The following is a 15,388-nucleotide window of genomic DNA, read 5'->3' as shown; positions in this document are numbered from 1 at the left end:
GAGACATTATGAGTGCTATCGCGCTTGGCATGATCATCTTCGCGTATCTTTGCGGTTCAATTTCCAGCGCAATACTTATTTGTCGTCTGGCTGGGCTACCTGATCCTCGTCAACATGGCTCAGGCAACCCAGGCGCGACAAATGTATTGCGAATTGGTGGCCGCAGTACTGCGGCAATAGTACTAATTTGTGATGTTCTAAAAGGGATGATCCCCGTCTGGTTGGCTTATCAATTCTATGTTCCCCCTTTCTATTTAGGAATTACAGCAATCGCTGCTTGTCTCGGCCATATTTACCCGATCTTTTTCCAATTTAAAGGCGGTAAGGGTGTCGCAACTGCTTTTGGTGCTATTGCGGCAATTGGTTGGGATCTGACAGGTTTGATGATGGGTACTTGGCTACTGACCATATTATTGAGCGGCTATTCTTCTTTAGGGGCCATTGTCAGTGCCTTGATAGCACCATTCTATGTCTGGTGGTTTAAACCCGAATTTACTTTCCCCGTAGCCATGCTCTGCTGTCTGGTGTTACTACGTCACCATGATAATATCCAGCGTCTGTGGCGCGGCCAAGAAAATCGTCTCTGGAACAAGCTAAAAAAGAAAAAAGAGATGGCCGAAAAAGAAAAAAACCGAACAGAAAAAGAACAAAGAAAAGAAGATTAACAACAAGACTGGATAAAAACCAGCAACTCATTGAGTTACTGGTCTTTTATTTTCATTATATCAAGAAGATTTATAATGGAGGTAATTCCGACAATGGCCAGCGGGCTTTGACTGTCACGCCAAGTGAGTCATTCACCTCTCCTTTTAGGCGGACCATGCCGGCAAGCGCAATCATGGCGCCGTTATCTGTACAGAATTCAGGACGCGCATAAAATACTTCGCCACCCAATTTTGCCATGACTTCTTCCATTTTAATACGCAATGCTCTGTTGGCGCTGACACCACCAGCCATCACTAGTCGCTTGAACCCGGTCTGCTCAAGCGCTCTTTTACATTTAATCGCTAATGTATCAACTACCGCGTCTTCAAAAGCGCGGGCAATATCCGCTCTAGTTTGCTCATCATCGCTGTTGCTATGAATAGTATTAAACGCAAAAGTTTTTAATCCTGAAAAACTGAAATCCAACCCAGGACGATCTGTCATTGGGCGAGGAAATACAAAACGCCCAGCTTCTCCTTTCTGAGCCATTCTGGAGAGTATCGGCCCTCCTGGATAATCCAATCCCAGTAACTTAGCTGTTTTATCAAATGCTTCACCAGCGGCATCATCTATTGATTCACCAAGTAGCTCATATTTACCGATACCCGTCACACTAATAAGCTGTGTATGACCACCAGACACCAGCAAAGCCACAAACGGGAATTCAGGGCTGTTATCTTCCAGCATTGGAGCTAGTAAATGCCCTTCCATATGATGAACAGGAATCGCAGGAACATCCCAAGCAAACGCCAGAGAACGGCCAATCGTCGCACCCACCAATAACGCACCGACCAGACCAGGACCTGCTGTATAAGCCACCGCATCAATATCTTTACACGTTAATCCTGCCTCTTTCAAAGCAGCTTGAATTAAGGGCACTGTTTTGCGGATATGGTCACGTGAAGCCAATTCAGGCACGACACCACCGTAATCGGCATGCAGTTTAATCTGACTGTATAATTGATTTGCCAATAAACCGGCTTTGTCGTCATAAATTGCGATTCCGGTTTCATCGCAGGACGTTTCTATACCTAAAACTCGCATTACACTACCTATATTCCACAGAAGAGAACCAGTTTATCATTAATAAGCTAATTTGCGCGGCTTACATGCTGACTATTTTTTCTGCTTAGTCTATAATCACTCCTCTACATAAAATCCCTGTGTGGTTATCATCAATATTACGGAACTGATTTGCAGATCACCGTCGTAGTGTTGTTGTTTCAATTTGCTGTGGCGCTTTACAAAGCCGTGTTCATTGAAGTAAAATTCCGCACCATTTTAAGATGGCTGGCATCCCACGCCAGCAAGACCGATTTCTATTGAGGTGAGAGGCACATGCCGGTAATTAAAGTACGTGAAAACGAGCCATTCGACGTAGCATTGCGTCGCTTTAAGCGTTCCTGCGAAAAAGCAGGTGTATTAGCAGAAGTTCGCCGTCGTGAATTCTATGAAAAACCAACGACTGAGCGTAAACGCGCTAAAGCTTCTGCTGTAAAACGTCACGCTAAAAAGCTGGCTCGTGAAAACGCACGCCGCACTCGTCTGTACTAATCCTTGCGGTTGATCCGCATAGTGATTGAATTTGCAGACAACAGTAGTTGCAGATAAAGGCCGTGCTTTCCGAAAGGGGGCGCGGCTTATTGTCGTTCATCAACAGGCGTAAAAGGGCTTATGGCTGGACGAATTCCGCGCGCATTTATCAATGATTTATTAGCTCGTACCGATATCATCGATCTGATCGATGTTCGTGTGCCACTTAAAAAACAGGGTAAAAATCACCACGCGTGCTGTCCATTTCATAACGAAAAGACACCCTCGTTTACTGTTAATGGCGATAAACAGTTTTATCATTGCTTTGGTTGCGGAGCTCACGGCAACGCCATCGATTTTCTGATGAATTACGATAGACTTGAGTTTGTCGAATCCATCGAAGAATTAGCTGCTATGCATGGTCTGGAAGTCCCTTATGAAGCAGGTTCCAGTAGCAGTCAGATAGAACGTCACCAAAGACAAAACCTTTATCAACTGATGGATAAGCTTAACAGCTTCTATCAAAATGTATTAAACACTCCTGCTGCACAACAAGCCCGGCAATATCTGGCTCAGCGTGGGCTTAGTGAAGAAATTATCCACCGCTTCTCAATTGGTTTCGCTCCCGCTGGTTGGGACAACACCTTGAAGCGGTTTGCTCATAACGCGGAAGATCGTCGACAGTTAAATGACGCTGGAATGCTGGTCGCAAATGATAATGGCCGTACCTATGATCGCTTCCGCGAACGAATAATGTTTCCAATCCGTGACCGTAGAGGGCGCGTAATTGCATTTGGTGGACGTGTTCTGGGAGATGCGCTCCCAAAATATCTCAACTCACCAGAGACTGAAATTTTCCATAAAGGCCGCCAGCTATATGGCCTCTATGAAGCACAACAAAATCACAGTGACCTTTCACGATTATTAGTAGTTGAAGGTTATATGGATGTGGTAGCACTGGCGCAGTTTGGTATCGATTATGCAGTTGCCTCACTAGGTACTTCGACTACATCGGAACATATTCAATTACTTTTCCGCGCTACTGATAACGTCATCTGTTGTTACGATGGTGACAGAGCCGGGCGTGATGCAGCATGGCGGGCATTGGAAACAGCGCTCCCTTATCTGAATGATGGTAGGCAGTTACGTTTTATGTTTTTGCCTGATGGTGAAGATCCTGATTCACTAATCCGTAAGGAAGGCCGGAAAGCATTTGAACAAAGAATGGAACAATCTCATACATTGTCTGAATTTCTGTTCGAATCATTACTGCCACAAGTTGATTTGAGTAATCCTGAAGGGAAAACAAAACTCAGTTCACTTTCCGTACCATTGATCAACCAGATTCCGGGGGAGGTTCTGCGTCTCTATATGAGACAAGAACTTGGCAATATGATGGGTATCCCTGATGCAGTGCAGTTGGAACGTTTATTGCCGCAGCACCTGGAAAGTGGGAATAATTATCAGATGCCGCAGCTAAAACCGACAACTATGCGTATACTTATAGGACTGTTGGTACAAAACCCACACTTAGCCGCTTTAGTTCCTCCCCTACAGGGAATTATGCAGGCCAAAATTGCAGGCTTACCATTATTCATGGAGCTTGTGGAGGTTTGTCTTACTCAGCCAGGGCTGACAACTGGACAACTGCTAGAGCAATATCGTGATAATAAATTTAGTAAACAACTTGAAAAATTAGCTACATGGAACGATATACAAGTAGAAGAAATAGCAGAAAATACATTTCGTGACGCGCTGGATCATCTTGTTGACTCAGCGTTAGAAGAACGTTTAGACATTCTTATCGCCAGAGCAAGAACTGAAGGCCTGACACCGGAAGAGCGCGAAGAAGTTCGCTTGATTAATGAATCCCGTGCCAGAAAGTAAACACTGAATTCACGGCTTAAATGCCGCATTAGGTAGGGAAATAACCCTACATTTTGCCGCTATAAGTGGGCAGCGGCAATATAACGAAAACGCCCTTAAAAGTTATTGTTGGCAGATTAGTTTCGCCGACCGACACCAACCCAAATACTCTGAAGTGTGGATACCGTCTTATGGAGCAAAACCCGCAGTCACAGCTAAAGCTACTTGTCACCCGTGGTAAGGAGCAAGGCTATCTGACCTATGCTGAGGTCAATGACCATCTGCCGGAAGATATCGTCGATTCCGATCAGATCGAAGATATCATCCAGATGATCAATGACATGGGCATTCAGGTAATGGAAGAAGCACCTGATGCCGATGATCTGATGCTAGCAGAAACCGCTAACGACACAGATGAAGACGCTGTGGAAGCTGCTGCGCAAGTACTGTCTAGTGTTGAATCTGAAATCGGTCGCACCACCGACCCGGTACGTATGTACATGCGTGAAATGGGTACCGTTGAGTTATTGACCCGGGAAGGTGAAATTGACATTGCTAAACGCATTGAAGATGGCATCAATCAGGTACAGTGTTCCGTTGCTGAATACCCTGAAGCAATCACCTACTTACTGGAGCAATATGACCGTGTGGAAGCAGGTGAGGCTCGCCTGTCAGATCTCATCACTGGTTTCGTTGACCCGAACGCAGAAGAAGAAGTTGCACCTACTGCCACCCACGTTGGTTCTGAACTTCCACAGGAAGAGCTCGATGATGATGAAGACGACGATAATGAAGACAGTGATGACGATGGTGATGATGACAACAGCATCGATCCAGAATTAGCGCGCCAGAAATTTCAAGAACTGCGACAACAGTATGACATCACCCGTCAGGAAATTAAGGAAAACGGCCGCAATCATCCAAATACTGCGGCCGAAATCTTAAAACTTTCAGAAGTTTTCAAACAGTTCCGTCTGGTGCCAAAGCAGTTTGACTATCTGGTCAACAACATGCGTTCTATGATGGATCGCGTTCGCCTTCAAGAACGCCAGATCATGAGAATGTGTGTTGAACAGTGCAAAATGCCGAAGAAGAACTTCATCACTTTGTTCTCCGGTAATGAAACCAGCAACATTTGGTTTACTGCTGCAAAAGCAATGAATAAACCGTGGTCTGAAAAACTCCTTGAGGTGGAAGAAGAAGTACAGCGTAGCTTGCAAAAACTTCGTCAAATTGAGGAAGAAACCGGTTTAACCATTGAACAGGTGAAAGACATCAACCGTCGTATGTCCATCGGTGAAGCAAAAGCCCGCCGAGCGAAAAAAGAGATGGTTGAAGCCAACTTACGTTTGGTTATTTCAATTGCCAAAAAATATACCAACCGTGGCCTGCAATTCTTGGATCTGATCCAAGAAGGCAACATTGGCTTGATGAAAGCGGTTGATAAATTTGAATATCGTCGTGGTTACAAGTTCTCAACTTACGCCACATGGTGGATCCGTCAGGCAATTACACGCTCAATTGCCGACCAAGCTCGTACCATTCGTATACCCGTTCATATGATTGAGACAATCAACAAACTCAATCGTATTTCCCGCCAAATGTTGCAGGAAATGGGGCGTGAACCAACGCCGGAAGAGCTGGCAGAACGTATGTTGATGCCGGAAGACAAGATCCGTAAGGTACTAAAAATTGCCAAAGAACCTATTTCAATGGAAACACCAATTGGTGATGATGAAGATTCACATTTAGGTGATTTCATTGAAGATACAACGCTGGAACTGCCGCTGGATTCTGCAACCTCAGAAAGCCTGCGCTCAGCAACCCACGATGTCTTGGCTGGTCTGACCGCTCGTGAAGCAAAAGTACTGCGTATGCGTTTCGGTATTGATATGAATACTGACCATACATTGGAAGAAGTCGGTAAACAGTTTGACGTTACCCGTGAACGTATTCGCCAGATCGAGGCGAAAGCACTACGTAAACTACGTCATCCAAGCCGTTCTGAGGTTCTACGTAGCTTCCTTGATGAATAATCAATTTTATTCATTCTGACTAAAAAGCGTCTGCTCCGGCAGACGCTTTTGTCTTTTATATCGGCAATACTCTAAATCCTCTGACAGCAGAAATATCATCACAGATTCCTCTGATATAACTTAATCAACATTCTCTCTAGCCGATAGATAAAAAAGTCGTTTTCCATCTAGTGATTAAGGAAGAATGAAAGGGATATGATTATCATTAAAATAATAACGTGTAAAATATATTTTTATCGGAATAATATATGACCAGATGGTACAAAATCGCTTCTGAGAAATTAATCCAGTAACGGATAAAAACGTTAAATAGACCATAAAAACAACTAATATATATCACTCCCCGTTTTCACTACTTACTAAAAACGCAATTTTGCACATAAAATGATCATACGAATTTACAAAGCTAGACCGCGAGCAAAACTGTACGTATAATCCTTCCCATTCAACGGCCCCTTAGCTCAGTTGGTCAGAGCAGGCGACTCATAATCGCTTGGTCACTGGTTCAAGTCCAGTAGGGGCCACCAGATTTTAGCTGTTAAATCAGTACATTAGGCCATTCAAACAAGAGTGGCTTTTTTGTTTCTGGTAGTCAGTGGCGACAAAATGGCGACAGAGATTTTTTCATAAAGCCATTGCCTGGATGAAAACACACTAGCCAGCTTCAATTTCTGGGCAAGAGTTAGTCTATTTATCAACCTTTTAACATTATCACCTTTTCTACCCTTATCCCTGATTCTCCTTGAAGATAATGCGAGAAACATAGATCAACTTTAAAAGCTTGTTTTGGACACCGAATAGAATCACAAATTGCTAAGACTTCAATTCTGTGTCTATGCAATTTTTCTGCACTTAGAACATTGGCTGGTTTCTGACAATAAGGGAAAATAATGAGCTGACTTAGTGAAATACTCTTCTCCCTGCCTATATAGCTACCGGTCTTTCTAATCGAAGGTAAAACTTCACTAGTACTACAGCCGTACTTACTTTTTTCAACAGAAAAGACACCCATAGAAAAGCTTAATTCATGCGGTTTCTCAGAGTTGTGAGCATCAAGGAAAATACAACTTTCTGGTATCTACGGCTGTAGTACTAGTCTCCAGTACGATTTGATCTTGACTGTCGTACCATGTACGAATATCATATTTCCATATATAGGCAAGGATGTTTTTTATGGAATATCTGGTTTTTATCGAAACTCCCGTATTTAGTAGAGAACGAGCAGAACTGTTAACCGATGATGAATTTAGGCTATTACAGGAGCACTTACTAAAGAATCACGATCAGGGTAATACCATCAGCGCTACTGGAGGATGTAAAAAGATTCGTTGGCAGCGAGAAAGGATAGGAAAACGTGGCGGAGTAAGAATTATCTACTATGCCATAACCAAAACTGGGAGGCTCTATCTCCTTTTGATTTACCCTAAAGATAAAAAAGATGACTTAACTCCAAAAGAAAAAGAGGTACTTAAAGCCATCAGTAACAAATTACAGTAATTAACACCGCGCAGATACGCGGCAATGTTCATACAACAGGAGAGACTATGGACAAAAAACTTTTTAACGATCTGGTTGAAAGCATGAATCAGATGGTAGCAATTGAAAAAGGCGAACTTTCTGTTTCTGATGAAAATATCCATTACCATCGCCTGCCTGATGTAAAAAACTTACGTGAAACCTTTGGCTTAAAACAAAGTGAATTTGCCGAAGCTGTTGGCGTTTCTGCATCTCTAATTCAAAGCTGGGAACAGCACCGCCGCATTCCTTCTGGTTCATCACTGAAACTACTTAAGATGCTTGAACGTAATCCTGCGCTTATTAATGAATTAAGCACACTTTAATACTTTCACTTTCTCCTTGTCGTAATGCAAAAGGATAAAATAATTTCAGTTCTGTATATCCTGTAAAGCCGCGCTCTATCTGATTTCTATGATAAAGCACGGCTTCCTTTCGTGATCTTCTTTTTCACGTAAAATAGAATTTTTCCTTTAATATCATTGCATTGTAATTATCTTCGTGATCCTCTTTTGATCCAAAGCGTGCAGGCGGGTGCGGTGTAGTGCCGTTTTCGCCATAAGCCCATTTATTTCGTCATTGACAAAATCCAGTGACCAAGGTTTTGCAGCCTTGCGTTCATGGACGCTGGTAAGCTGGTAAGAAGTTTGCTCAGGAAATTGGTGTCACACCTGCCGAGATATGGCCCAGTCGGTATTTTGACGAAAATAAGCAGCCTATCAAACGAACCGTCCGAAATGATTTACCAAACAATCCTGATATCACATAAGTTATTTCTATATCCGAAAAAGTAACGACAATTTTTAAACCGTCAAACTAATATAACACGCTAAATTTTCAGTTTTTTATTACACTCATTGCCCATTTTTTAATATCAGAATTGTATTCAAGCTCTATGAAAGTATAAAAAAGCCCACATGTTGCGGGCGAGATAATTGTATTTCAGATCATCAGAACACGAACCCGTAGCGTTGATTGATACCGCATTTAAAAAGGCGTCCCAATGTTATTATGTGTATGACTCGCGGTAAACTACACTAATCTGTTGGCTATCCTCCCATACTACCGGAGCAATAACCGCTTGAACACGGGTTCAAGTCCAGTCGGGATGACCAAATTTAAGCTTTTAGATCAGTATATTGAGCTACTTAAACAAGAGTGGCTTGCTTGATCAAAGGCGGTAAATGTTAAAGGCCACCGGGAGGTTACCCCGATGGCCTTAGCTACGTTTCCGTTATCTATTTCAGAAATGCACGGATCAGCTCTAAAAGCACGATTAACGCTTTGAGAACGATGATAGCAATGTCAATAAATGCTTTCACCCGTTTGCTCCAGTTAGGAGCACGACTTAACCAGCCATTGCCTTTACGCTGCCTGTCCGACTGGCCCTCATCTGTGTTAGCAGGAGAATATCGCGCTCTGACCGAGGCACTGAATCAGCACCACCTGTACTCAGCCAGGACTTAAAAAAACTTGCGTCAGAGATACACAGGTCAGAACGCTACCCCAAACTAACAGCCGTTGATTATAGGTTTATTTTCAAATGATTCAATCAATTAAAATGATGAGTAGATAAAAATAAAAAACCAACTGGTGAGGTTGGTTTTTTATTTTTACCCTTGGATAGAGCGGTTTGTCTTTGTGCTATACGAGATTGGTAGCCTCGGTTCCAGCGCGACATTCTCCTGCTAACACAATCAGTCTACACCTTAAAAAAGGTGTTATCAACCTATGTCATAGCGTAAAAAAGCTCATACAAATGGGATGATATTCACCCAATCACAGGCGAATATTTCTGTTTCAATCCATCGGATTTATAGGCCGTGTTCCTTATGACTCTGGCGTTCTCCAATGTACCCGTATTATGGTGTGTATGACTGGCTGTCAGTTCAGCCAACTCCTTTACTACAAACGTGTCTAACATCAATTGCATGACACTGATTCGCTGGATTCCCCCCAAACTACAGGTGTGTAAATGCTGCTGTGCCCTTGCGCTGGATGTTGATCGCCTCATTGATATCGCGGTCATGTTCGACATGACAAACCGGGCATTGCCAGATCCGCTTACGCAGCGGCATTTCCGGCACTTTGTGACCGCAGCAATGACAGGTTTTCGAGCTGGCGAATCACTGATCCAGTTTGACCAGATGGACCCCCGCCGCTACGGCTTTGTATCCCAGTTTCATGAGGAAGCTATTCCAGCCCGCATCCCCGATAGCCACCCTTAATTTGTCAGGATTTGCGGCGTATTGGAAAATTTCAATGAGATATTCATATCTAATTAATCCAATGCTATGGCTACCGATAAATTACATTGTTATCAAATCAGCCTTTGCCACCCCTCAATATCTTGATACGAAAGTCCATTAATAATTTTTTTGAACCAAACCGTATATACATCAGGAGCATTATTAATTAGCTCCCTCAATTTCAGAGGATTAACCCATTTATAATCGGACACTTCGTCAAAGTTAATTATCGGTTCTTTATCAAAGCGTCCAATAAAAACATGATCATACTCGTATTCAATCAAATCATTAGGAAGTATCGCGTGATAAATAAATGACGAAACCTTTTTCAATGGACAATCAAAACCCATCTCTTCGCCAAGACGCCGATGTGCAGCGGCCTCCAGAGCTTCACCAACCCTAGGGTGACCACAACAGCTATTGGTCCAAAGTCCGGCTGAATGATATTTGGTTGCCGCTCGCTTCTGTAAGAGTAAATTTCCTTTATTATCAAAAACAAAGATAGAAAAGGCCCGATGTAACATACCTTTCTGATGAATATCAGCTTTTCCCGCTGAACCAATGGGATTGTCATGTTTATCAACAAGAACAAGCATCTCATCCATTATTAATGGCCTTTCTGTGAATTGAATCATATATACCCGTCATCTTTCAAGTTGCCTCTTTGTTGGCTGCACTCACTCACCCCGGTCTCATAGTTATCTATGCTCCCGGGGATTCGCTCCCTTGCCGTCGCGATCCATCTTGAAATCCATTGGGTATAAAATCATAAATTTTAATTAATAATAAAAATATAATCCATATTCTGCAAGTACCAAATTAACTTTGCAAGAATAAGAAAATTTTTTCATAAAAATATAATATAAATCACAAAATAAAAATATTTCATCCATTCTGACATTAATGTAAAAATAAAACAAATTAATAGAATAATTATTAATGTTTTAATTAAATGGATTCAAAAAATAATATATCCAACATTAATCATTTATCGTCGATACTCACCTGCTAAATTTGTTACAGATCATGAGCTCGGGTATCACACCAAGTTATAGCCGTTTCTCTCATCTTTCTGGATGTGCTTTTACAACAAAAAACATCACAGAAAACTAAACAAATAATAAACAAACACGATAAAATCCCCTTAATAACTAAACATTCATTAAACAGCTGTTGATTTTTTATCTTAAAAAAACATAAATAAACATCTGTTGAAGTTTTGTTTAATATCAAAGGAGTATACTCACGGCTTACAAGTCTTCTTCCCTCCAGTTATTTTTTAGAACTAGATAAAGAAATGAAATAAATGAAATATATGTATCAACCTGCCAGTTCAGGAATTCGGCTGTTCACAGATTTAGTCGGAAAAAAAATTAGCCCTAGCCCTCATTGGTATTCTGCCCAGAATCGCACTAAATTTGCCTTACGTAGCGCTCTGATGCCAATATCGACACTAAAACTATTAAACCAGATAGTTAATACGCCGTTCTATCTGGATATTTTGAAGAAACAACCTTGTTTACCTTCTAAATTACATCGCCCTTATCTAAGTATTAACTTCAATAGAGGGCAGACGTTACGTGCAATAAATGAACATTACCAGCTATTATTTACTGGGTTAAATCAGTCTATTGTTAATAAAATATTTCGTTCCAATGCATATCCATTAGCGGTTATCAATGGTAAGAGTGGAACTTACACTATTTGTCTAGATTCTATGGACTGCTTTAATAAAGAAGGTGAGCTTACTCTATTTATTACAACAGAAGATAATAAAACCTTGGCAAGATGCGCTTTCACACTACTCACTATTGCTGGTAAAAAAACACTGTTCATCGGTGGACTACAAGGTTCCAAAGGCGATGCAACCCTTGAAATTATCCGCGATGCAACGAAAGATTGTTATGGATTATTTCCAAAACGCTTACTGATTGAATCCATTTGCCGTCTCGCAGCCCACTTTGAATGCCAGCAAATTCTGGCAGCTAGCAATGATACTCACATCTATAAGAGTCTACGCTATTGGCATAAAAAGAAAGACAAATTAGTCGCTGATTACGACTCTTTCTGGGAATCATTAGGTGGAGAAAAGGGAAAAAATAAGGATTTCCATCTCCCCTTATTCATTGAAAGAAAACCGCTTGAAGATATAGCCAGTAAGAAGCGGGCAGAATATCGCCGCCGCTATCAATTACTAGATGAACTGGATAATGGAATGCAGCATTCTCTGCCTTCAAATTAAATCAGAATCAGGCCGCAACCTTTCACAGGACGGCCTAATTTTTGAGATGATTCTTATCTCGGTTTAACCATCAGCCATTCAAGATGTATTTTAACCGCAGGCCATTCACCACTGATAATGCTGTAAACACAAGTATCCCTGATACTGCCATCTTTAGATACAGCATGACTACGCAGAATCCCATCAAGTTTTGCGCCCAGTCGCTCTATCGCCTTCCGACTCTGATGATTAAAAAAATGAGTGCGAAACTCCACTGCGATACATCCCAATTCTTCAAAAGCGTATTTCAATAAGAGATATTTTGCTTCCGTATTAATATGTGTCCGCTGAACAGAACGAGCATACCAGGTATAACCAATTTCCAACCGGCGGGCATTAGAATCAATATTCATATACGTGGTCATTCCAACCGCTTTACCTGTTCGATGATCAACAATCGCAAAAGGCAGCATAGTACCTTTTTCATGTAGCAATAAATGGCGTTCAATCTCGTTACCTAGCTCAGCTGGCGAAGGGACACTGGTGTACCACAATTTATGCAGTTCACCCTCTTCAATTGCCTGTAAAAACTCATCATGCCGTTGGTGTGTCAGAGGTTCTAAAGTCACCCCTTTTCCCGCCAAAGTTACCCATTCAATCATCTGTTTTTTCATAATAACCACCGAGTTATAAATTAAGTCAGAATAGAAGAGTTCACTCTATTCCGGAGTCAAAACCGGAATTAAGTTAATATATGGAAAATCAATTCCCTATTAAAGCAAAACCCGCACTTTTAACATCTCAGATGACTCTCACATCATTCAGAAAAAAATACTAAAACTGGGTAAATAAATCGCCTGACTGAATTAGTCTATTTTCTCTCTATGTAAGAATACAAAACCATGCTACGGACTATCTGGGAAAGTGAACGACTGAAATCGATTATGGCCCATAGTGTGATCTATTTAACCTTTCTAGAACCAATCAACAAAGAGTACATCAACAACTTTTGCATTCAGATTATTTTCACTAACTCTATGATAGAACCTGATTTCATGACCTTCATCACATTCATTTAACATTTTTTTTCCAATTAACCTTATTCCATCTAAATTTGAACCATTACTCATCCGACCACTTTGCGTTTTGTTCCGTGGTTTAAAACACAATAATAATCTGGTTATGATTGACAAACACCCGATGGAGATTGCAATGAGCCATTATCCTCACCTGTTCGCCCCTCTAGACCTGGGGTTTACCACACTAAAAAACCGCATTTTGATGGGATCAATGCACACTGGGCTAGAGGAACATCCTGATCGCGCCCAGAGGCTTGCCCGCTTTTACGCTGAACGGGCAGCCGGAGGCGTGGCATTGATTGTCACAGGCGGCATTTCGCCAAATAAACAAGGTGTTATAGGGAAAGGCACTGCATTCCTAGTAGATGAAAAAGATCTTATCCACCATAAAGTTATTACAGACGCAGTTCATCAGGCTGGTGGAAAAATTGCAATGCAAATCCTACATACCGGCCGTTATAGCTATCAACCACACCTTGTCGCCCCTACCGCTATTCAAGCACCAATTAATCCATTCATGCCTCGTGAAATGACAGAAGAAGACATTCAGCAAACCATTGCTGACTTCGCTCATTGTGCTCAACTGGCACAGCTAGCAGGTTATGATGGCGTAGAAATCATGGGTTCTGAGGGTTATCTGATTAACCAGTTTCTGACTACCCGTACCAATCGCCGCCAGGATAAATGGGGCGGAAGTTTCGAAAATCGAATGCGTTTTGCTGTGGAAGTTGTTAAAGCAGTCCGTCAAGCAACAGGGAGAGAATTTATTCTAATCTACCGGCTTTCGATGTTGGATTTAGTCGAAGATGGTTCTAATTGGCAGGAAATCGAGCAACTCGCAGTTGCTATTGAGCAAGCGGGAGCATCTATCATCAATACCGGTATCGGCTGGCATGAAGCTCGAATCCCAACGATTGCTACTATGGTTCCCCGCGCCGGATTCAGTTGGGTAACGCAAAAGCTGATGGGGAAAGTTTCTATTCCACTGATCACAACAAACAGAATTAATGATCCCAACATTGCAGAGCAAGTGCTAGCACAGGGTTGTGCCGATATGGTTTCTATGGCACGACCTTTTCTGGCTGATGCTGAATTTGTTATGAAAGCCCAGCAAGGACGAGCCGATGAGATTAACACTTGTATTGGCTGTAATCAGGCATGTCTGGATCAGATTTTTGTCGGTGAAATAGCCTCTTGTTTAGTTAATCCCCGAGCCTGCCACGAAACAGAAATGGCCGCCGAACCGGCTATCACACCGAAAAAACTGGCGGTTGTCGGTGCCGGACCTGCCGGATTGTCATTCGCAGTGACCGCTGCCAGTCGTGGTCATCATGTCACTCTGTTTGAACGTGACGGACAGATTGGCGGACAATTTAATATTGCTAAACAGATCCCCGGTAAAGAAGAATTTCATGAAACACTGCGTTATTTTCAGCGTCAGTTAGCAATCCATCATGTTGATGTACGGTTGAACCAGACTGCCACAACAGAAACACTCTCTGATTTCGATGAAGTGATTATCGCCAGCGGCATTGTACCTCGCCAACTCACGATCGATGGTATCCATCACGAAAAGGTATTGAGCTACTTAGATGTATTAAGAGATAAGAAAAATGTCGGTCAACGTGTCGCTATCATTGGCGCAGGTGGCATCGGTTTTGATACCGCAGAATATCTGAGTCAACCAGGAAAAAGTACTAGCCTTGATAGCGCCGCTTTCAGTGAAGAATGGGGTATCGACCATAATTTGACACATCGTGGTGGTTTATCCCCTCAAGGCCCCAAGCCAGAATCTTCTCCCCGGACAATTTATTTATTACAACGTAAACCGACAAAAGTTGGTGAAGGATTAGGTAAAACAACAGGTTGGGTACACAGAACCAATCTACACCTGCGTGGTGTGAAAATGCTCAACAATATGCAATATTTGAAAATAGATGATCAAGGATTACATATTAGCAGCAATGGGGAACAGCGCTGTCTTGCCGTAGATAATATCGTTATTTGTGCCGGACAAGAGCCACTGAGAGAATTATATCAGCCGTTACAGCAAGCGGGAAAAACAGTGCATCTTATTGGTGGGGCAGATGTTGCAACGGAATTGGATGCCCGACGGGCTATCGATCAAGGTACTCGGTTGGGCCTTAAAATTTGATGATAAATAATGACGGTCATAGACAGGCC

The 15,388-nt window shown here is 42.1% G+C and carries 16 protein-coding genes, 1 tRNA gene and 1 pseudogene; 11 read left to right on the top strand and 7 right to left on the bottom strand.

Annotated elements, in window-relative coordinates:
- The first annotated feature begins 8 nt into the window (after positions 1-8).
- Positions 9-665, top strand: a complete 657-nt coding sequence (gene plsY / locus ACGF49_RS10485; protein ID WP_113042415.1) for a glycerol-3-phosphate 1-O-acyltransferase PlsY — start codon at positions 9-11, stop codon at positions 663-665.
- A gap of 70 nt (positions 666-735) precedes the next feature.
- Here the strand turns inward: plsY and tsaD are convergent, their stop codons facing one another.
- A complete protein-coding gene (gene tsaD / locus ACGF49_RS10480; protein ID WP_271866665.1) occupies positions 736-1,749 on the bottom strand; it encodes a tRNA (adenosine(37)-N6)-threonylcarbamoyltransferase complex transferase subunit TsaD in 1,014 nt (337 codons plus the stop codon).
- A gap of 294 nt (positions 1,750-2,043) precedes the next feature.
- Here tsaD and rpsU point away from each other — a divergent pair, with 294 nt between their 5' ends.
- From rpsU to ACGF49_RS10445, 7 genes are all read left to right on the top strand, one after another.
- The gene (gene rpsU / locus ACGF49_RS10475; protein WP_001144069.1) at positions 2,044-2,259 is read left to right on the top strand and encodes a 30S ribosomal protein S21; all 216 of its coding nucleotides are present in this window, start codon (positions 2,044-2,046) and stop codon (positions 2,257-2,259) included.
- A 120-nt stretch (positions 2,260-2,379) separates the two neighbouring features.
- Positions 2,380-4,125, top strand: a complete 1,746-nt coding sequence (gene dnaG / locus ACGF49_RS10470) for a DNA primase (RefSeq protein ID WP_112895530.1) — start codon at positions 2,380-2,382, stop codon at positions 4,123-4,125.
- Positions 4,126-4,295: 170 nt separating this feature from the next.
- Positions 4,296-6,140, top strand: coding sequence for an RNA polymerase sigma factor RpoD (gene rpoD / locus ACGF49_RS10465; protein ID WP_113042419.1), 1,845 nt, complete (start codon positions 4,296-4,298; stop codon positions 6,138-6,140).
- A gap of 450 nt (positions 6,141-6,590) precedes the next feature.
- Positions 6,591-6,667: transfer RNA gene (locus ACGF49_RS10460), tRNA-Ile, on the top strand.
- Positions 6,668-7,313: 646 nt separating this feature from the next.
- Positions 7,314-7,637, top strand: a complete 324-nt coding sequence (locus ACGF49_RS10455; protein WP_113044381.1) for a type II toxin-antitoxin system RelE/ParE family toxin — start codon at positions 7,314-7,316, stop codon at positions 7,635-7,637.
- A gap of 47 nt (positions 7,638-7,684) precedes the next feature.
- Positions 7,685-7,981: a NadS family protein gene (gene nadS, locus ACGF49_RS10450; protein WP_113044380.1), complete on the top strand. Its 297-nt coding sequence runs from the start codon at positions 7,685-7,687 to the stop codon at positions 7,979-7,981.
- A 332-nt stretch (positions 7,982-8,313) separates the two neighbouring features.
- Positions 8,314-8,424, top strand: a complete 111-nt coding sequence (locus ACGF49_RS10445) for a helix-turn-helix domain-containing protein (protein ID WP_262978356.1) — start codon at positions 8,314-8,316, stop codon at positions 8,422-8,424.
- Positions 8,425-8,893: 469 nt separating this feature from the next.
- Here ACGF49_RS10445 and dinQ read toward each other — a convergent pair whose 3' ends face one another.
- Positions 8,894-8,965 (bottom strand): damage-inducible type I toxin DinQ, encoded by a 72-nt coding sequence (gene dinQ, locus ACGF49_RS10440; protein WP_387490891.1) that lies wholly within the window; start codon positions 8,963-8,965, stop codon positions 8,894-8,896.
- On the opposite strand from dinQ, the gene ACGF49_RS10435 reads away from it, so the two are divergent.
- On the top strand, positions 8,958-9,122 hold the full coding sequence (locus ACGF49_RS10435; protein WP_158536636.1) for a hypothetical protein: 165 nt from the start codon (positions 8,958-8,960) through the stop codon (positions 9,120-9,122). The two genes, dinQ and ACGF49_RS10435, sit on opposite strands and share 8 nt — an antisense overlap.
- Positions 9,123-9,426: 304 nt before the next feature.
- Here the strand turns inward: ACGF49_RS10435 and ACGF49_RS10430 are convergent, their stop codons facing one another.
- From ACGF49_RS10430 to idi, 3 genes and pseudogenes are all read right to left on the bottom strand, one after another.
- Entirely contained in the window at positions 9,427-9,588 is a 162-nt protein-coding gene (locus ACGF49_RS10430) for a hypothetical protein (RefSeq protein WP_262978355.1), read from the bottom strand.
- A 52-nt stretch (positions 9,589-9,640) separates the two neighbouring features.
- A pseudogene (locus tag ACGF49_RS10425) lies at positions 9,641-9,874 on the bottom strand (zinc ribbon domain-containing protein); the annotation flags it as partial.
- 101 nt (positions 9,875-9,975) lie between these two features.
- Positions 9,976-10,509 (bottom strand): isopentenyl-diphosphate Delta-isomerase, encoded by a 534-nt coding sequence (gene idi, locus ACGF49_RS10420; protein WP_113044379.1) that lies wholly within the window; start codon positions 10,507-10,509, stop codon positions 9,976-9,978.
- 701 nt (positions 10,510-11,210) lie between these two features.
- Here idi and ACGF49_RS10415 point away from each other — a divergent pair.
- Positions 11,211-12,146 (top strand): VirK/YbjX family protein, encoded by a 936-nt coding sequence (locus ACGF49_RS10415; RefSeq protein WP_113044378.1) that lies wholly within the window; start codon positions 11,211-11,213, stop codon positions 12,144-12,146.
- 53 nt (positions 12,147-12,199) lie between these two features.
- Here ACGF49_RS10415 and ACGF49_RS10410 read toward each other — a convergent pair whose 3' ends face one another.
- Both ACGF49_RS10410 and ACGF49_RS10405 read right to left on the bottom strand, forming a co-directional pair.
- A complete protein-coding gene (locus ACGF49_RS10410) occupies positions 12,200-12,799 on the bottom strand; it encodes a GNAT family N-acetyltransferase (RefSeq protein ID WP_113044377.1) in 600 nt (199 codons plus the stop codon).
- A 300-nt stretch (positions 12,800-13,099) separates the two neighbouring features.
- Positions 13,100-13,255 (bottom strand): hypothetical protein, encoded by a 156-nt coding sequence (locus tag ACGF49_RS10405; protein ID WP_162120488.1) that lies wholly within the window; start codon positions 13,253-13,255, stop codon positions 13,100-13,102.
- An 82-nt stretch (positions 13,256-13,337) separates the two neighbouring features.
- On the opposite strand from ACGF49_RS10405, the gene ACGF49_RS10400 reads away from it, so the two are divergent.
- Entirely contained in the window at positions 13,338-15,359 is a 2,022-nt protein-coding gene (locus ACGF49_RS10400; protein WP_113043965.1) for an FAD-dependent oxidoreductase, read from the top strand.
- Positions 15,360-15,388: the final 29 nt, after the last annotated feature.

The sequence above is a fragment of the Photorhabdus sp. RM96S genome (assembly GCF_042879335.1).
Classification (GTDB): Bacteria; Pseudomonadota; Gammaproteobacteria; order Enterobacterales; family Enterobacteriaceae; genus Photorhabdus; species Photorhabdus kayaii.
This window is presented reverse-complemented; position numbering and strand designations above follow the sequence as displayed.